Below are 15097 nucleotides of genomic sequence, written 5' to 3' on the forward strand. Positions count from 1 at the left end.
GCGGGGGTGATCCTTCAGGATTTGGGCTGGTACGTCTGGTCTTCGCTCGGGAAGCTGCGGTTGCGCACTTCCTCGGCATAGGTCGCGGCGGTCCGCTCGATCAGCGCGGCAATGTCCTCATACTTCTTCACGAACCGCGGCACGCGTTCGAACATGCCGAGCATATCTTCGGTAACCAGCACCTGCCCGTCGCAGCGCGCCGAGGCGCCGATCCCGATGGTCGGGGCGGAAACGGCTTCGGTCGCGGCGATGGCGATGCTCTCGACCACGCCTTCGATCACGATCGCGAATGCCCCGGCCGCATCGAGTGCCTTGGCATCGCCGACGATTTTCTGGGCTTCGGCATCGCTACGACCGCGCGCGGCGTAGCCGCCGAGCACATTGACCGCCTGCGGGGTCAACCCGACATGGCCCATCACCGGAATGCCCCGCTGCGACAGGAAGGCCACGGTTTCGGCCATCGCCTCGCCGCCTTCGAGCTTCACCGCCGCTGCGCCACTTTCCTTGAGCAGCTTTGCAGCGCTGTCGAAGGCCTGTTCGGGCGAGCGCTCGTAGCTGCCGAACGGCATGTCGACCACGACCACTGCGTGATAGCTCCCGCGTACGACCGCGGCGGCATGGTTCGCCATCATCTCCATTGTCACGGGGATGGTGGAGGGCAGGCCGTAGATCACCTGTCCCAGCGAATCGCCAACCAGCAGCAGGTCGCAATGCGCATCGAGCAATTGCGCCTGGCGCGCGGTGTAGGCGGTGAGCATCACCAGCGGTTCGCCGGTCATGCCATCGGTCTTGCGCGCCCGTATTTTCGGCACGGTGAGCCGCTTCATCGGTGCCGGCGTGGGATTGGCCCTGCTGGTCGAAGTGTCGATCTGAAAGGTCGTGGACATGGTCGCAACGCCTAGCGCCCTGTGAACGCAAAGGCAAAGCACCCTCGACGCAGACGCGAAAACATTGCAGATGAGCCCTGGGCAACGCGCCGGACTGCAGGCGCGCGATGGAGAGGTTTTGGAATAATGGTCGCGACAACGACAAGCACGAGCGAGGGTTGGTCCTCGCGTTCGGCCTTCATTCTCGCTGCGATCGGCGCGGCGGTCGGGCTCGGCAATATCTGGCGCTTCCCGACGCTGGCGGGTGAAAGCGGCGGCGGCGCCTTTGTGATCTTCTACATCGGCTGCGTGTTCCTGATCGGCCTTCCGCTGATCCTGTCCGAAATCTTCATCGGCCGCGCCGGGCAGACCGATGCGGTGGGCTCGATCAAGCGCGTCGCGGCGCAATCCAATGCCTCGACCAATTGGTCGATCTTCGGCGCCATCGGCGCGATCGCGGCATTCCTGATCCTGTCCTTCTATTCGGTCGTTGCGGGCTGGGTGCTCTACTACGCGGGCGTCATGGGCGGTGACCTGTTGCAGGCGCTCGGCGAAGGCCAACCCTTCCGCGGTGCGCTTGAAGGGGAGAACCAGGCGCAGGTGCAGCAACGCCTCACCGACATGTTTGCCAACCCCGGGCTGCTGCTCGCGATGCATCTCCTCTTCATGGGCACCACGCTCTTTATCGTCGCGCGCGGGGTCCACGCGGGGATCGAGAAGGCGGCGTTGTACCTCATGCCGATGTTCTTCGCTCTGCTGATCGGCCTTGTGCTCTACGGGGCGATCGAAGGCGATATGGGCGATGCCTTCACCTTCCTGTTCACGCCCGACTGGTCGAAACTTACGCCGCAGGTGATGAATGCCGCGCTGGGCCAGGCGCTATTCTCGCTCTCGCTGGGCGTGGCCGGATTGATCACCTATGGCTCCTACATCAAAGAAGGCAGCGCCCTTGGCTCGACCTCGGCAATCATCGCCTTCGCCGATATCGGCGTGGCGCTGCTGGCCGGGCTGATGATCTTCCCGATTGTTTTTGCGGTCGGGCTCGACCCCGCTGCAGGGCCGACGCTGGTGTTCCAGACCTTGCCATTCGCCTTCCAGACCATGCCGGCGGGGGCGCTGTTCGGCTTCCTGTTCTTCGTGCTGATTCTCGTCGCGGCGGTGACCAGCTCGATCTCGCTGCTCGAAGTGCCCACTGCCTGGGGTATCGGGGAGCGCGGCTGGAGCCGATCGAAGTCTGCGACGATCTTCGGAGGCGGTGCCTTCGCGATCGGCATCCTGTGCCTGCTCGGCTACAATGTGCTGTCCGAGGTTCGGCCGCTCGGGTTCTGGTCGCTGTTCGAAGACACTGACATTCTCGACACGATCGACGGCTTCACCGGCAAGGTGATGCTGCCGCTGGGTGCTTTGCTGACCTCGCTGTTCGTCGGCTGGAAGGCCGATCGCACGCTGGTCCGCAGCGTCACCGGCCTGGGTCCGCTGGCGTTCGGCCTGTGGCGGTTTCTGATCGCCTGGCTGTGCCCGATCGCGGTCGCCGTCATTCTTGTCACCGGTCTTTTTCCCGGCCTGCTGGGCGCCTGATCTTTTCTGTTGCCGGTCCCGAAAAAGAGCTTAAATCACGGCGTTGCAGGCTGGCAGGGCGGAAACGTTCCGCTGCGGGCCTGGGGGTCTCCGGCCAATGTTACTGGACAGGGTAAAGCCGCTCGACGCGATTCTCGCGACGGCGAAGAAGAAGGCCCTCAAACGCACACTGGGACCGATACAGCTGATGCTGTTCGGGATCGGCTGCATCATCGGCACGGGGATATTCGTGCTGACCTCGGCCGGAGCGCAGAAGGCCGGTCCCGGGCTGATGCTCGCCTTCGTGATCGCCGGGCTGGTCTGCATCGTGGCGGCGCTGTGTTATGCCGAGATCGCCTCGATGATACCGGTAGCCGGGTCCGCCTACACCTACTCCTACGCTACCATGGGCGAAATGCTCGCCTGGACGGTGGGCTGGGCGCTGATCCTCGAATACGCCATTGCCGCTTCGGCGGTTTCGGTGGGCTGGTCGGGGTATTTCACCGGGACGATCTTGAACGAATTCATCGGAATAGAGCTGCCGCGCTGGCTGGCAGCCGGCCCCCTGGCGCTGGGGGGGCAGCCGGGCGGGTTCATCAACCTGCCCGCTATGGTAATCGCGCTGTTGGTCACCTGGCTGCTGATGGTCGGCACCAATGAGAGTGCGCGCGTCAATGCGGTACTGGTGATGATCAAGGTTGCTGCGCTTACGATCTTCATCGCGCTGACCTTTACCAGCCCCGAGTTCGACGCCGACAAGTTCAATCCTTTCCTGCCCGCGGGCGTGTTCGGCGGCTTTGGTTCGGGGGTCGGCGCGGTCGGCGCGGCGGCGACGATCTTCTTCGCCTATGTCGGCTTCGACGCGGTCTCGACCGCTGCGGAAGAAACCAAGAACCCGCAGCGTAATGTGCCGATCGGTCTGGTGGGCTCGCTGCTGTTCTGCACCGTTTTCTATATCCTCGTGACGGCGGGCGCGATCGGCACGATCGGCGGGCAGCCGATCATGGGTCCGGGGGGCATTCCCTTCCCGGCAGGGTCGGAGCAGCTCGCATTGCAATGCGCGATGCCACAACACGCCGCTGCGCTGGTTTGCTCGGACGAGGCGCTGGCGCATGTGCTGCGCCAGATCGGCTTCTCTGGAATCGGCAACATGCTCGGGATCGCGGCATTCTTCGCGCTGCCTTCGGTGATCCTGGTGCTGCTGTTCGCGCAGACCCGCATCTTCTTCGTGATGAGCCGCGATGGCCTGCTTCCCGAGGTTCTGTCCAAGGTTCATCCCAAGTGGAACACGCCCTATGTGGTTACCGCGATCACTGGAGTGATCGTGGCGCTGGGTGCGGCGTTCTTCCCCGTGGGGCAGCTGGCCGATATCGCCAATGCCGGGACGCTCTACGCCTTCCTGATGGTGGCGGTGGCGGTGATGCTGCTGCGCCGTAGCGACCCCGAGCGCAAGCGCGGTTTCCGCACCCCGGCGTTGTGGCTGGTCGGACCGGCGACGATCTTCGGTTGCGCCTTCCTGTTTCTCAACCTGCCCACCGAGGCGATGCTGGTGTTGCCGGTCTGGTCGCTGATCGGCTTGGTAGTCTATCTGGGCTACAGCCGTCGGCACAGCCATTTGGGCCGCGGCATCGTCGAGGTGCACGAGCCCGAATATGCCGATGTCGAACCCGGTATCCCCGGAGTCGATTCACTCGATCGCTCATAGGGCGCTGCACGAAAAAGGGCCGTTCTCGCGAACGGCCCTTTGATGCGGTAGGGTTCGATGGCTCAGAGCGGCGTGCGCTTGACGTGCTGCTCCTCGGCTTCGTCATGGACATCCATTCCCAGCGCCATCTTGGCGGTGTTGAGCAGCCCCATGTCGCCGTCCCAGATCTCGGCATTGCCCAGATCCATCCGCATGAAGAAGATGTCGGGATCGGTCTTGCCGCCTTCGTACCAGGCCTCGACGAAATTGTTCCAGAACTGATCGAAGCGTTCGCGACTGGTTTCTTCGACCAGCGTACCCCCGAAGCGCGCATAGATACCGTGATCGTTACCCTTGAAGGTCGCGGTGGCCGGACCAAGCGCGCGGAACGGGCTCTTGGTGTGGGTGAAGAACCAGACCGCGCTGTTGGCGTCCTTGTCGAGCTGTGGGCTCATCGGGACCGCGGTGTCGGGCTGGCCGTCGAGCTGGAGGAAGAGAAAAGGCGAATCGGCCAGCGACTTCCAGAACTTGGTTTTGAGTTCGTCGGCATTGCCTGCTGCGTATTTCATGCGTGTCTCCTGTTGGATGGTTCAGTGTTTCAATGATCGAACAAAGCGTTCGGTCCCGGCGGCCTGAGAGTGAGACAGGGATGGCGGGGATGAAAGCGGCACCGGGATTGCGAATCGGAACCAGACGGAACATAAGTGGAACAGATGAATCGTTCCACCATGCCTCTCGAGACGCTTTCGCAGAACTGCGATGTCGCCGCGCTGGCAGCTCGGCGTAGCATTCGCTGGCAACCCGGCCTTGCCGCGCAGTCGGGGCCGGTCTGGCATAGTGAAGTCTTCGCCTCTGCCAATCACGCCGGGGGTGCGGCGGCAGCGCTGGCGCTGGCGCTCGACGACTGGCGCCACACCCCGCGCGGTGAGGCCCGCGAGACGCAGGATTGCCGCGCGATACTCTGGGTGCAGACCCGCGAGGCGGCGCGGCTGACCGGGCGGCCCTATCGCGCAGGCCTGCCCGAAGAACTGCGCCACCGCGTCATCCACGTGCTCGCCGAAAAGCCCGAGGATGCGCTGTTCGCGCTCGAAGAGGGCGTGCGCTGCCGCGAGATCGCCTTCGTGATCGGCGAGGTCTCGGGCAATCCGCGGGCGCTCGATTTCACCGCCTCGCGCCGGCTGACGCTGGCGGCGGAGCGGCACGGCGTCCCGCTCTATCTCGTGAGGCTCGAGGCGGCACGCGATCTCAGCTCGGCGCGGATGCGCTGGGAGGTGGGGTGCGCGCCGTCAGCCGCGCCCGTCTGGAACGCGCAGGCGCCCGGCGCGCCCGTGTGGCAGGCCGAGCTGTTTCGCGCCCGCGCCCACCCGCCGGGCGCCTGGCTGCTGGGCGAGGAGGGCGGGCGATTGTGCGCCGGGCGGAAGCGCGGCCCGGATGGCGAAGGCGAGGACGAATCGCCGCACTACAACTGGACCGGCGGATTGCAGCAACGGCGGCGCTCCCGCGCCGCGAGGCGGTGAGCGGCAGGCAGGGGCCGTCCTCGCCACCGCCCCGCCGCATTCTCTCGATCTGGCTGGGCGCGCTGGCGATGGATCGCTGGCACTCGGCGCAGGAGCAGGTCGAGGACGGGCCGCTCGTACTGATCGCCGACACCGCGCACGGGCCCCGCATCGAGGCCGCCAATGCCGCGGGTCGCGCGGCCGGCGCGCGGGCTGGCATGATGCTGGCCGATGCGCGCACGCTGTGCCCCGCGATACGCACCGCGCCCTCGGACCCCGCCGGCGATCGCGCGCTGCTCGAGAAGCTCGCCGAATGGGCGATACGCTGGGGGCCGTGGTCGGCGCTCGATCCCCCCGACGGCCTGCTGGTCGATGTCACCGCGGTGGCGCATCTGTTCGGCGGGGAGCCGCAGCTGCTCGAGGATGTCGCCGCCGCTTTCGCGCGCCGTCATCTGACCATTCGCGCCGCGATCGCGCCGACCGCCGGGGCCGCCTGGGCGCTGGCGCATTTCGGTGTCCAGCGCAGCATCCTTGCATCCGCTGAGCGGGATCAGGCGGATATGCCCGCGCTTCTCGCCGAACTCCCGGTCGCGGCGCTGCGGCTGGATAGCGATGTACTAACCGTGCTGCGGCGGCTCGGGCTCAAGCGGCTGGGCGAGCTCACCACCATCGGCCGCGATGCGCTCCAGCGGCGCTTCCGCAACCGCCGCTCGCCCGCCGCCAATCCGCTGGTCCGGCTCGACCAATTGCTCGGCCGCGTTCCCGAGCCGCTGCTGCCGGTGGTGCCGCAGCAAATGCCGCTGGTGCAGCGCCGGTTGCTCGAACCGATCCGCCATCGCCCGCTGCTCGACCGGGTCTTGGAGGATCTGGGCGAAGACATGGCGCGGGCGCTCGAGGGCAGGGCGCAGGGCGCGCGGCGACTGGAACTGGGGATGTGGCGCGTCGATGGCGAGGTGATGGTGCGCCGTCTCGAGCTCGCCGCCGCGACCCGCGACCCGGCGCATATCTGTCGGCTGTTTGCAGCCAGGCTCAACGATGTCGATGCCGGTTTCGGGATCGAGATGCTGCGGCTGCGCGCCAGCTGGGCCGAACCGCTGGCGCTCGGGCAGCAGGATCTCGAAGCGGCGGCGGAGCAGCATGGTACTTCGCTTGCCGCGTGCATCGACCGGCTGTCGGTGCGGCTGGGCGAGGGCGCGGTAACCCGGCCGGTGCTCCATCCCAGCCATATCCCAGAACGCGCGCAGCGCTGGCAGCCGCCGCTCGCAGCCCAGGCGCCTGCGCAGGCCGAACTGGCTTTCCACCAGCGCCCGCTCAAGCTGCTCGACCGGCCCGAGCGGATCGCGGTGCTCTACGCCACCCCCGACGGCTATCCCCAGCGCTTCCGCTGGCGCGGGGGCGTCCACGATGTGGCGCGCGTCGAGGGGCCCGAGCGGATCGCGCCCGAATGGTGGCGCGAACGCGGCGCGGCACGGCTGCGCGATTATTACCGCATCGAGGACCGCGAAGGGCGGCGTTACTGGATCTACCGCCAGGGCCTGGTCGGCGACGGCCGCGGCGGCTTGCCCGACTGGTATCTGCAGGGGTTGTGCGCTTGAGCTGACGAAAGGGCTAGGCGAAACCACCAAGGGAACATATAAAGAACAGATGGCGTCGCAAACCCCACTCGAGAAGCTCGCAATCCTGGCCGATGCGGCCAAATACGATGCCTCCTGCGCCTCGTCGGGGACGGCCAAGAAAGATTCGCTCGGCGGCAAGGGGCTTGGCTCGACCGAGAGGATGGGGATTTGCCACGCCTATGCTCCCGACGGGCGCTGCATCTCGCTGCTCAAGATCCTGCTCACCAACCACTGCATCTTCGACTGCCATTATTGCATCAACCGCAAGAGCAGCAATGTGCGGCGTGCGCGCTTCACCCCGCAGGAGGTGGTGGATCTGACGCTGGCCTTCTACCGACGCAATTACATCGAGGGGCTGTTCCTCTCCTCGGGCATCGTCAAAAGTTCGAACCACACCATGGAACAGATCGTAGAAGTCGCCCGCATCCTGCGGGTGGAACACGATTTTCGTGGCTATATCCATCTCAAGACCATCCCCGAAGCCGATGCCGAGCTGGCGCATCAGGCGGGGCTCTATGCCGATCGGGTCTCGATCAATGTCGAACTGCCGACCGATGCCGGCCTCACCCGGCTGGCCCCCGACAAGAATGCGCGCCAGATCGAAGGTGCGATGGGCAAGGTAAAGGCCGACCTCGTCGAGGCGAAGGATGCCCGCAAGCGCTTCCGCCACGCCCCGCGCTTTGCACCGGCGGGCCAGTCGACCCAGATGATCGTCGGTGCGGACAAGGCAAGCGATGCCGATATCGTCGCCAAGGCAAGCCGGTTGTATGACAATTTCGGCCTGCGCCGGGTCTATTACTCGGCCTTCTCGCCGATCCCCGATGCCAGCGCGGTGCTCCCGCTCAGCCGTCCGCCGCTGATCCGCGAGCATAGGCTCTACCAGTCCGACTGGCTGATGCGCTTCTATGGCTACAAGCCCGCCGAGGTGATGCAGGCGACCGATGCCGACGGCAATCTGCCGCTCGATATCGATCCCAAGCTGGCCTGGGCGCTGAAGTTCCGCGAGAATTTCCCGCTCGACGTCAACCGCGCGAGCCGCGAGCAATTGCTGCGCGTGCCCGGGCTGGGGGTCAAGGCGGTCAATCGGATCGTCGCGAGCCGCCGCCATCGCACGCTCAGGCTCGACGATGTGGCCAAGCTCACCGTCTCGATCGCCAAGGTGCGGCCCTTCATCTGCACGGTCGACTGGCGCCCGGTGACGCTGACCGACCGCGCCGATCTGCGCGCGCTGCTGGCGCCCAGGCGCGAGCAGCTCGAGCTGTTCGCGGCGTGACCGCGCTCCAGCATCTCGCCGTCGGCAGCCGCACTCTCGTCCAGCTCGCCGAGCCCGACGATTTCGAGGCCTGGCGCGAGCGGGCGCGGGTGCTGGTGCAGGGCGATGTTCCGCCCGAGCGGATCGCCTGGGTCGAGCCGGGCGGGAGCGGCGATCTGTTTGCATCCGCAGGCGGTGCGGGCCAGCAATGCCTCCCCGTAGCGCCTGCGGATGCGCCGCCGGTGCGCGCCAACCGCCGCTTCGTCCAGCTGGCCCGCAACGCGCTGCTGCACCGCGATCCGGAACGCTTTGCGTTGCTCTATCGCCTGCTGTGGCGGTTGCAGGCGACCCCGCGGATCATGGAGGACCGCGCCGATCCCGACATCCGGCGGGTCGAGGAGCTCGCCAAGGCGGTGCGCCGCGACAACCACAAGATGCACGCCTTCGTGCGCTTCCGGTTGGTCGAGAGCGGGGAGGGCGACGAGGCAGGAGAGGCGAGCGAGCATTACGTCGCGTGGTTTGAGCCCGAGCATCATATCCTGCGCGCCAATGCCGGTTTCTTCATGCGCCGCTTCGCCAATATGCGCTGGTCGATCCTCACCCCGGCGGGTTCGCTGCATTGGGATGGCGCGGTCATGCACGAGGGGCCGCCTGCGCAGCGCGGCGACGCGCCGGCGGGCGATCCGATGGAGGATCTGTGGCGCACCTATTACGCCGCGATCTTCAACCCGGCGCGGCTCAAGGTCGGCGCGATGCTCAAGGAGATGCCGCGCAAATACTGGAAGAACATGCCCGAAGCCGCGCTCATCCCCGAGCTGATCGCTGGCGCGCAGCGGCGCGAGGCGGCGATGGTCGATGCCGGTGCGCTGGAATTCGCCGAGCGGCCCGAGACTTTGGCGGCGATCGACACGGCGATCCACGCCTGCCGCAAATGTCCGATCGGTGCGCTTGAGAACCATGCGGTGATGGGCGAGGGGCCGCAGGACGCCACGCAGGGGTTTTCGGGGCTGATGATCGTCGGCGAGCAGCCGGGCGATCAGGAGGATCTGGCCGGGCGCCCCTTCGTCGGGCCTGCGGGGCAGTTGCTCGACCGGCATCTGGAGAAGGCCGGGATCGACCGGGGCGGCGCCTATGTCACCAATGCGGTCAAGCATTTCAAATACGTCCAGCGGGGCAAGAGCCGGCTGCACCAGAACCCCGGCGCCAAGGAGATCGACACCTGCCGCTGGTGGCTCGAGGGCGAGCGCGCGGTGGTCCGCCCGCGGCTGGTGCTCGCCATGGGGGCGAGCGCGGCGCGCGCGTTGCTGGGCAAGACGGTGAGCATCTCCAAGGCGCGGGGCGCGCCGCTCGCGCTCGAGGACGGCAGCGAATTGTGGATCACCGCGCATCCGTCCTATTTGCTGCGGCTCGACGGCGAGGCGCGGACCACGCAGGCGGCGCTGTTCGACGCCGATCTGGCCGCGGTCAAGGCGCGGCTGACCGAGCTTTGCGCGTGAGAGTGGCGCCATGCCCGAACAGCCTCTCACCCCCGACAAGCGGCGGATCGAGCTCGATCCCGATCTGATCGACGCGCCGCCGCGCGCGCAGTTCGTCGAGCTTGGGATCACCAGCTGTTTCAGCTTCCTGCGCGGGGCGAGCGATGCGGTCGATCTGGTCACGACTGCCCGGGCGCTGGGCTATGACGCGCTCGGGATCGCCGATGCCAATTCGATGGCCGGGGTGGTGCGGCTGCACACCGAGGCAAAAACGCTCAAATTAAAGCCACTTATCGGCTGTCGCTTGGAAACCGTCGAGGGCTTGGCCTTCCTCGCCTATCCGATGGATCGCGCCGCCTATGGCCGGCTGTGCGGGCTGATCAGCGCCGGGCGGATGAGCACGCTGGAAGGCGAATGGCAGGCCAAGGGAGCCTGCGAGATCGATCTCGCGCTGCTGGCAGGACACTGCAAGGATGTGCAGCTGATCCTGCTACCGCCGGATGACCTGGACGCAGAGTTCACGATAGCGGTCGAGAGCAACGTCATCCCCCTCCCGCTTGCGGGAGGGGCTAGGCGTGGGCGCGAGCAAAGCGAGCTTCAGGACCGGCCCACCCCCGATCCCTCCCGCAGGCGGGAGGGGAGTTCGCTCACCGGCCCCTTCGCCGAATTGCTCCCGCAACTCGTCCACCTCCTCCCGACGCTCCGCCATATTGCCGCCGCCTATCTCTACCGCGGCGACGATACCGCCCGCATCGCACGGCTCGATGCGCTGGCGCGCGCCAGTGGCCTGTCGATCCTCGCGACCAACGACGTCCATTACCACATGCCTGCACGGCGGCCGCTGCAGGATGTGATGACGGCGATCCGGCACAAGACCACGGTGGCGGCGGCGGGCCATTTGCTGGCCGCCAATGCCGAGCGCTATCTCAAGCCGCCTGCGACCATGGTGCATCTGTTCGCGCGCTGGCCTCATGCCATCGCCGCGACCCGCGAAGTGGCGGATCGCTGCCGTTTCAGCCTCGACGAGCTCGCCTATGAATATCCCGAGGAGATCCATCCCGACGGCATGACGCCACAGGCGTTTCTCGAGGCCGAGACGTGGAAGGGCGCCGCCTGGCGCTACCCAGTGGACGAGATGGGGGCGGGCCTTCCCGATGCCGTCCGCGAGACACTGGAGCGCGAACTCGCACTGATCGGCAAGCTCGGCCTTGCCCGCTATTTCCTCACCATCAAGGACATCGTCGATTTCGCCCGCGCTCAGGATCCGCCGATCCTGTGCCAGGGGCGCGGCAGCGCCGCCAACTCTGCGGTCTGCTATTGCATCGGTATCACCAGCGTCGATCCGGCTAAGCACGCGCTGCTGTTCGACCGCTTCATCTCCGAGGAGCGCAAGGAGCCGCCCGATATCGATGTCGATTTCGAGCATGAGCGGCGCGAGGAGGTGATCCAGTACATCTATCGCAAATACGGCCGCCACCGCGCGGGGCTGTGCGCCACGGTGATCCACTACCGCCCGCGCATGGCGATCCGCGAGGTCGGCAAGGCGATGGGGCTGACCGAGGATGTCACCGCGGCGCTGGCCAAGACCGTCTGGGGCGGGTGGGGGCGCGAGATCAGCGAACGCCACGCGCAGGAAACCGGGATGGATATCACCGATCCGCACCTCCGACGGGTTCTCAAGCTGACCGAGCAAATGATTGGCATGCCACGCCATTTGTCGCAGCATGTCGGCGGGTTCATCCTCACCGAAGGACCGCTGACCGAGACCGTCCCGATCGGCAATGGTGCGATGCCCGCGCGCAGCTTCATCGAATGGGACAAGGACGATATCGAGGCGCTGGGGATCCTCAAGGTCGATGTGCTGGCGCTCGGCATGCTGACCTGTATCCGTAAATGCCTCGACCTGCTCGAGGATCACCACGGCCGTGCGCTGACGCTGGCCACCGTCCCGCGCGAGGACCCCGAGACCTACGCGATGCTGCGCAAGGGCGATTCGCTGGGCGTGTTCCAGGTGGAAAGCCGCGCGCAGATGAACATGCTTCCCCGGCTGCGCCCGCGCGAGTTCTACGATCTCGTTATCCAGGTCGCGATCGTCCGCCCCGGGCCGATCCAGGGCGACATGGTCCACCCCTATCTCAAGCGCCGCCGCGGCGCCGAGCAGGTGGTGATCCCCGCGCCGTCGCCGCAGCATGGCCCACCCGACGAGCTCTCGAGCATTCTCGAGCGCACGCTGGGGGTGCCGATCTTCCAGGAGCAGGCGATGAAGATCGCGCTGGATGCGGCGCGCTTCTCCGGCACGGAGGCCAACCGCCTGCGCAAGGCGATGGCGACCTTCCGCAGCCGCGGCATGGTCGACGAATTGCAGGATATGATGGTCGAGCGGATGGTGAACCGCGGCTACGACCGCGACTTCGCGCAGCGCTGCTTCAACCAGATCCGCGGCTTTGGCGAATACGGCTTTCCCGAAAGCCATGCCGCCAGTTTTGCGCATCTGGTATATGTCTCGAGCTGGCTCAAGTGCCACTTCCCCGCAGCCTTCGGTTGCGCGCTGCTGAACTCGCAACCGATGGGCTTCTACGCGCCCGCGCAGATCGTCCGCGACGCGCGCGACCACGGGGTTGAGGTGCTGCCGGCGGATGTGAATTTCTCGCAGTGGGATTGCACGCTGGAGGAGGCCGGAGACCAAAAATCCCAAGATCGCCCGCTCGCCCTCCGCCTCGGCCTGCGCCAGGTCGATGGTCTGCCCGAGGCCGTGGCGGCAAGATTGATCGCGCAGCGTGACGTCAACGGGCCCTATGTCGATGTCCGCGCTCTGCGCGACCGGGCGCGGCTGTCGCCGGCGCATGTCGAGCGGCTTGCCAGCGCCGATTGCTTCGGCTCGATGGCGCTTTCGCGGCGTCAGGCGCTGTGGGATGCGCGCAGCCTGGTGGGGGGCGAGGATCTGCCGCTGTTCGCCGCCGCCGCGGCGCGCGACGAGGGCGCCGAGCGCGTCGCCACGCAGCTCCCGCATATGCCGCTCTCCGAGGAGGTCGTCGCCGACTACCAGACCACCCGGTTGAGCCTCAAGGCGCATCCGCTGGCCTTTCTGCGCGCCTCGCTGGGTGACCGCGGTTTCGTGCGCGCCTGCGACCTGCGCGCGCGCAAGTTTCGCAGCATGGTCCAGGTCGCAGGCGTGGTGCTGATCCGCCAGCGACCGGGATCGGCCAAGGGGGTGTGCTTCATCACGCTCGAGGACGAGACCGGGGTGATCAACCTCGTCGTCTGGCCCGATCTCAAGGAGAAGCAGCGCCGGGTGGTGATGGGCGCGCGGCTGATGGAGGTCCGCGGGCGGGTGGAGTATGACGATGAGGTGATCCATGTCATCGCCCAGCACATGACCGATGCCAGCCACGACCTCTACCGCCTCTCGGACGATCTGCTCGACTCGCCGGTGGCGCGCGCGGATCACGTATCCTCGCCACTGCCCGGAAGGCTGATCGCGCCCGGTACCGGGTCTGGTACGGGGCCAAATACCGGGGCGGAGCGCGAAGGCGGGGCGCCACCCTACACCCCCGTCGAACCATGGCAGGAGCCACCGCCCGGCAATCGCGGGTGTGGCTGGCACGATCCGCAATCGCCCGGTCATCCGCGCGATGTCAGGATCATTCCCAAATCCCGCGACTTTCACTGAGCATGACGAAAAAACCGTTTCGTATTTCCACGCGCGTAGGCAGGCTCACCGGCGACCGGCGGGTGATCGGCCTGCTGCTGCTCGTCGCCATTCTGGTCGGCGGGCGCGGCTGGCTGGCCGAAAACCCCCAGCACAGCCCCTGGGCACCGCTCGACCTCAACGATCCGCCGGGCATGGCCACCGCGACCAAGCTCGCCGCGCTGCGCGACGATATCCCCGAATGCCGCGCGGTGCTCGAACGCTCCGAAATCGCGCACAGCGTCCTCGATGCCCAGGGCGAGGGCGAATGCGCGCGCCCCGACCGGACGCGGCTCGACGAATTCCCGCTCACTCCCAACCCGCCACCGACCACCTGCGGGGTCGCGATCGCGCTCGAACTGTGGCGCCGCAACGCCATCGAACCGCTCGCCGAGGAAATCTTCGACAGCGAAATCGAGCGGATCGAGCATCTTGGTGCCTTTTCCTGCCGTCGTCTCTACGGACGCGGCGAGGGCGACTGGAGCGAGCACGCCACTGGCAATGCGGTGGATATCGCGGGCTTCGTGCTGGCCGACGGGACGCGGATCAGCGTGCTGGGCGACTGGGACGATGAGGGCGAAGATGGGGGCGACAAGGGCGCCTTCCTGCGCCGGGTGCGCGACGGCGCCTGCGACAGCTTCGCCACCGTGCTCTCGCCAGACTACAACGCGGCGCATGCCGACCATTTCCATCTCGACATGTCGCCGCGATGGTCGGGATTGTGCCGTTAGCGGCTCAGCTTTGGGCCGTCAGACCGCCTCAAAGGCGTAGCCGGCCGAGCGGACGGTGCGCACGGGATCCTTGGAGCCCCGAACCTCGAGCGCCTTGCGCAGCCGCCGGATGTGCACATCGACGGTGCGCAATTCGATATCGCTGCCCGTACCCCAGACGCCGTCGAGCAGCTGGCTGCGGCTGAACACCCGGCCTGGGCTTTCCATGAAGAATTTGAGCAGCCGGTATTCGGTGGGACCGAGCTGGAGCGTCTGGCCTCGGCGCGAGACCTTGTGCGCCACCGGATCGAGCGTGATGTCGCCGACTTCGATCGTCTCGCCGGCGAGCGCGGGGCGGATCCGGCGCATCACCGCCGCGACGCGGGCGAGCAGTTCGCGCGGGCTGAAGGGCTTGGTGATGTAATCGTCGGCGCCGGTGTCGAGCCCGCGGATGCGGTCGTCCTCGGCCTCGCGCGCGGTCAGCATGATGATCGGGACATGGGCGGTCGCCTTGTCACGCCGCAGCCGGCGACAGACCTCAATCCCACTGGTGCCCTCGATCATCCAGTCGAGGATGACCAGATCCGGCGTTTCCTCGGAGGCAAGAATCAGCGCCTCGTCGCCATCGGCGGTGGTGCGAACCCGATAGCCCTCGTTGTTGAAACGGTATTCGAGAAGTTCCAGCAATGCCGGATCGTCTTCGACCAGAAGGAGACTTGCCGCGTTCACACCATGACCCTGACGTCGGTTGAA

11 protein-coding genes are annotated in these 15097 nt (G+C 66.6%); 8 read left to right on the top strand and 3 right to left on the bottom strand.

The genetic code is table 11. The features are described 5' to 3' along the window. Positions 1 to 14: 14 nt before the first annotated feature. Entirely contained in the window at positions 15 to 887 is an 873-nt protein-coding gene (gene panB / locus A9995_RS12545; protein ID WP_067613509.1) for a 3-methyl-2-oxobutanoate hydroxymethyltransferase, read from the bottom strand. A gap of 126 nt (positions 888 to 1013) precedes the next feature. On the opposite strand from panB, the gene A9995_RS12550 reads away from it, so the two are divergent. Together A9995_RS12550 and A9995_RS12555 are read left to right on the top strand one after the other, a co-directional pair. Then, complete coding sequence (locus tag A9995_RS12550; RefSeq protein ID WP_067613510.1) at positions 1014 to 2444, top strand: sodium-dependent transporter; 1431 nt, start codon at positions 1014 to 1016, stop codon at positions 2442 to 2444. A 97-nt stretch (positions 2445 to 2541) separates the two neighbouring features. After that, on the top strand, positions 2542 to 4128 hold the full coding sequence (locus tag A9995_RS12555; RefSeq protein WP_067613512.1) for an amino acid permease: 1587 nt from the start codon (positions 2542 to 2544) through the stop codon (positions 4126 to 4128). A 62-nt stretch (positions 4129 to 4190) separates the two neighbouring features. Here the strand turns inward: A9995_RS12555 and A9995_RS12560 are convergent, their stop codons facing one another. Continuing rightward, entirely contained in the window at positions 4191 to 4676 is a 486-nt protein-coding gene (locus A9995_RS12560) for a pyridoxamine 5'-phosphate oxidase family protein (protein WP_067613514.1), read from the bottom strand. A 144-nt stretch (positions 4677 to 4820) separates the two neighbouring features. Between A9995_RS12560 and A9995_RS12565 the strand changes: the two genes are divergently transcribed. The 6 genes from A9995_RS12565 to A9995_RS12590 all read left to right on the top strand — a co-directional run bounded on the left by A9995_RS12565 (position 4821) and on the right by A9995_RS12590 (position 14365). After that, positions 4821 to 5624, top strand: a complete 804-nt coding sequence (locus A9995_RS12565; RefSeq protein WP_233998209.1) for a hypothetical protein — start codon at positions 4821 to 4823, stop codon at positions 5622 to 5624. A 68-nt stretch (positions 5625 to 5692) separates the two neighbouring features. Next, positions 5693 to 7198, top strand: a complete 1506-nt coding sequence (locus A9995_RS12570) for a DNA polymerase Y family protein (RefSeq protein WP_082992704.1) — start codon at positions 5693 to 5695, stop codon at positions 7196 to 7198. A gap of 49 nt (positions 7199 to 7247) precedes the next feature. After that, positions 7248 to 8492, top strand: coding sequence for a putative DNA modification/repair radical SAM protein (locus tag A9995_RS12575; RefSeq protein WP_067613516.1), 1245 nt, complete (start codon positions 7248 to 7250; stop codon positions 8490 to 8492). Next, positions 8489 to 9967 (top strand): UdgX family uracil-DNA binding protein, encoded by a 1479-nt coding sequence (locus A9995_RS12580; RefSeq protein ID WP_067613518.1) that lies wholly within the window; start codon positions 8489 to 8491, stop codon positions 9965 to 9967. Before A9995_RS12575 ends, A9995_RS12580 begins: the two co-directional genes overlap by 4 nt. Positions 9968 to 9977: 10 nt before the next feature. Then, the gene (locus A9995_RS12585) at positions 9978 to 13616 is read left to right on the top strand and encodes an error-prone DNA polymerase (protein ID WP_067613520.1); all 3639 of its coding nucleotides are present in this window, start codon (positions 9978 to 9980) and stop codon (positions 13614 to 13616) included. Positions 13617 to 13618: 2 nt separating this feature from the next. Next, complete coding sequence (locus A9995_RS12590) at positions 13619 to 14365, top strand: extensin family protein (protein WP_082992705.1); 747 nt, start codon at positions 13619 to 13621, stop codon at positions 14363 to 14365. An 18-nt stretch (positions 14366 to 14383) separates the two neighbouring features. On the opposite strand, the gene phoB is transcribed toward A9995_RS12590, so the two are convergent. Continuing rightward, positions 14384 to 15073, bottom strand: a complete 690-nt coding sequence (phoB, locus tag A9995_RS12595; RefSeq protein WP_067613525.1) for a phosphate regulon transcriptional regulator PhoB — start codon at positions 15071 to 15073, stop codon at positions 14384 to 14386. Positions 15074 to 15097 lie beyond the last annotated feature (24 nt).

It is taken from the genome of Erythrobacter sp. QSSC1-22B (assembly GCF_001678665.1).
Classification (GTDB): domain Bacteria; phylum Pseudomonadota; class Alphaproteobacteria; order Sphingomonadales; family Sphingomonadaceae; genus Qipengyuania.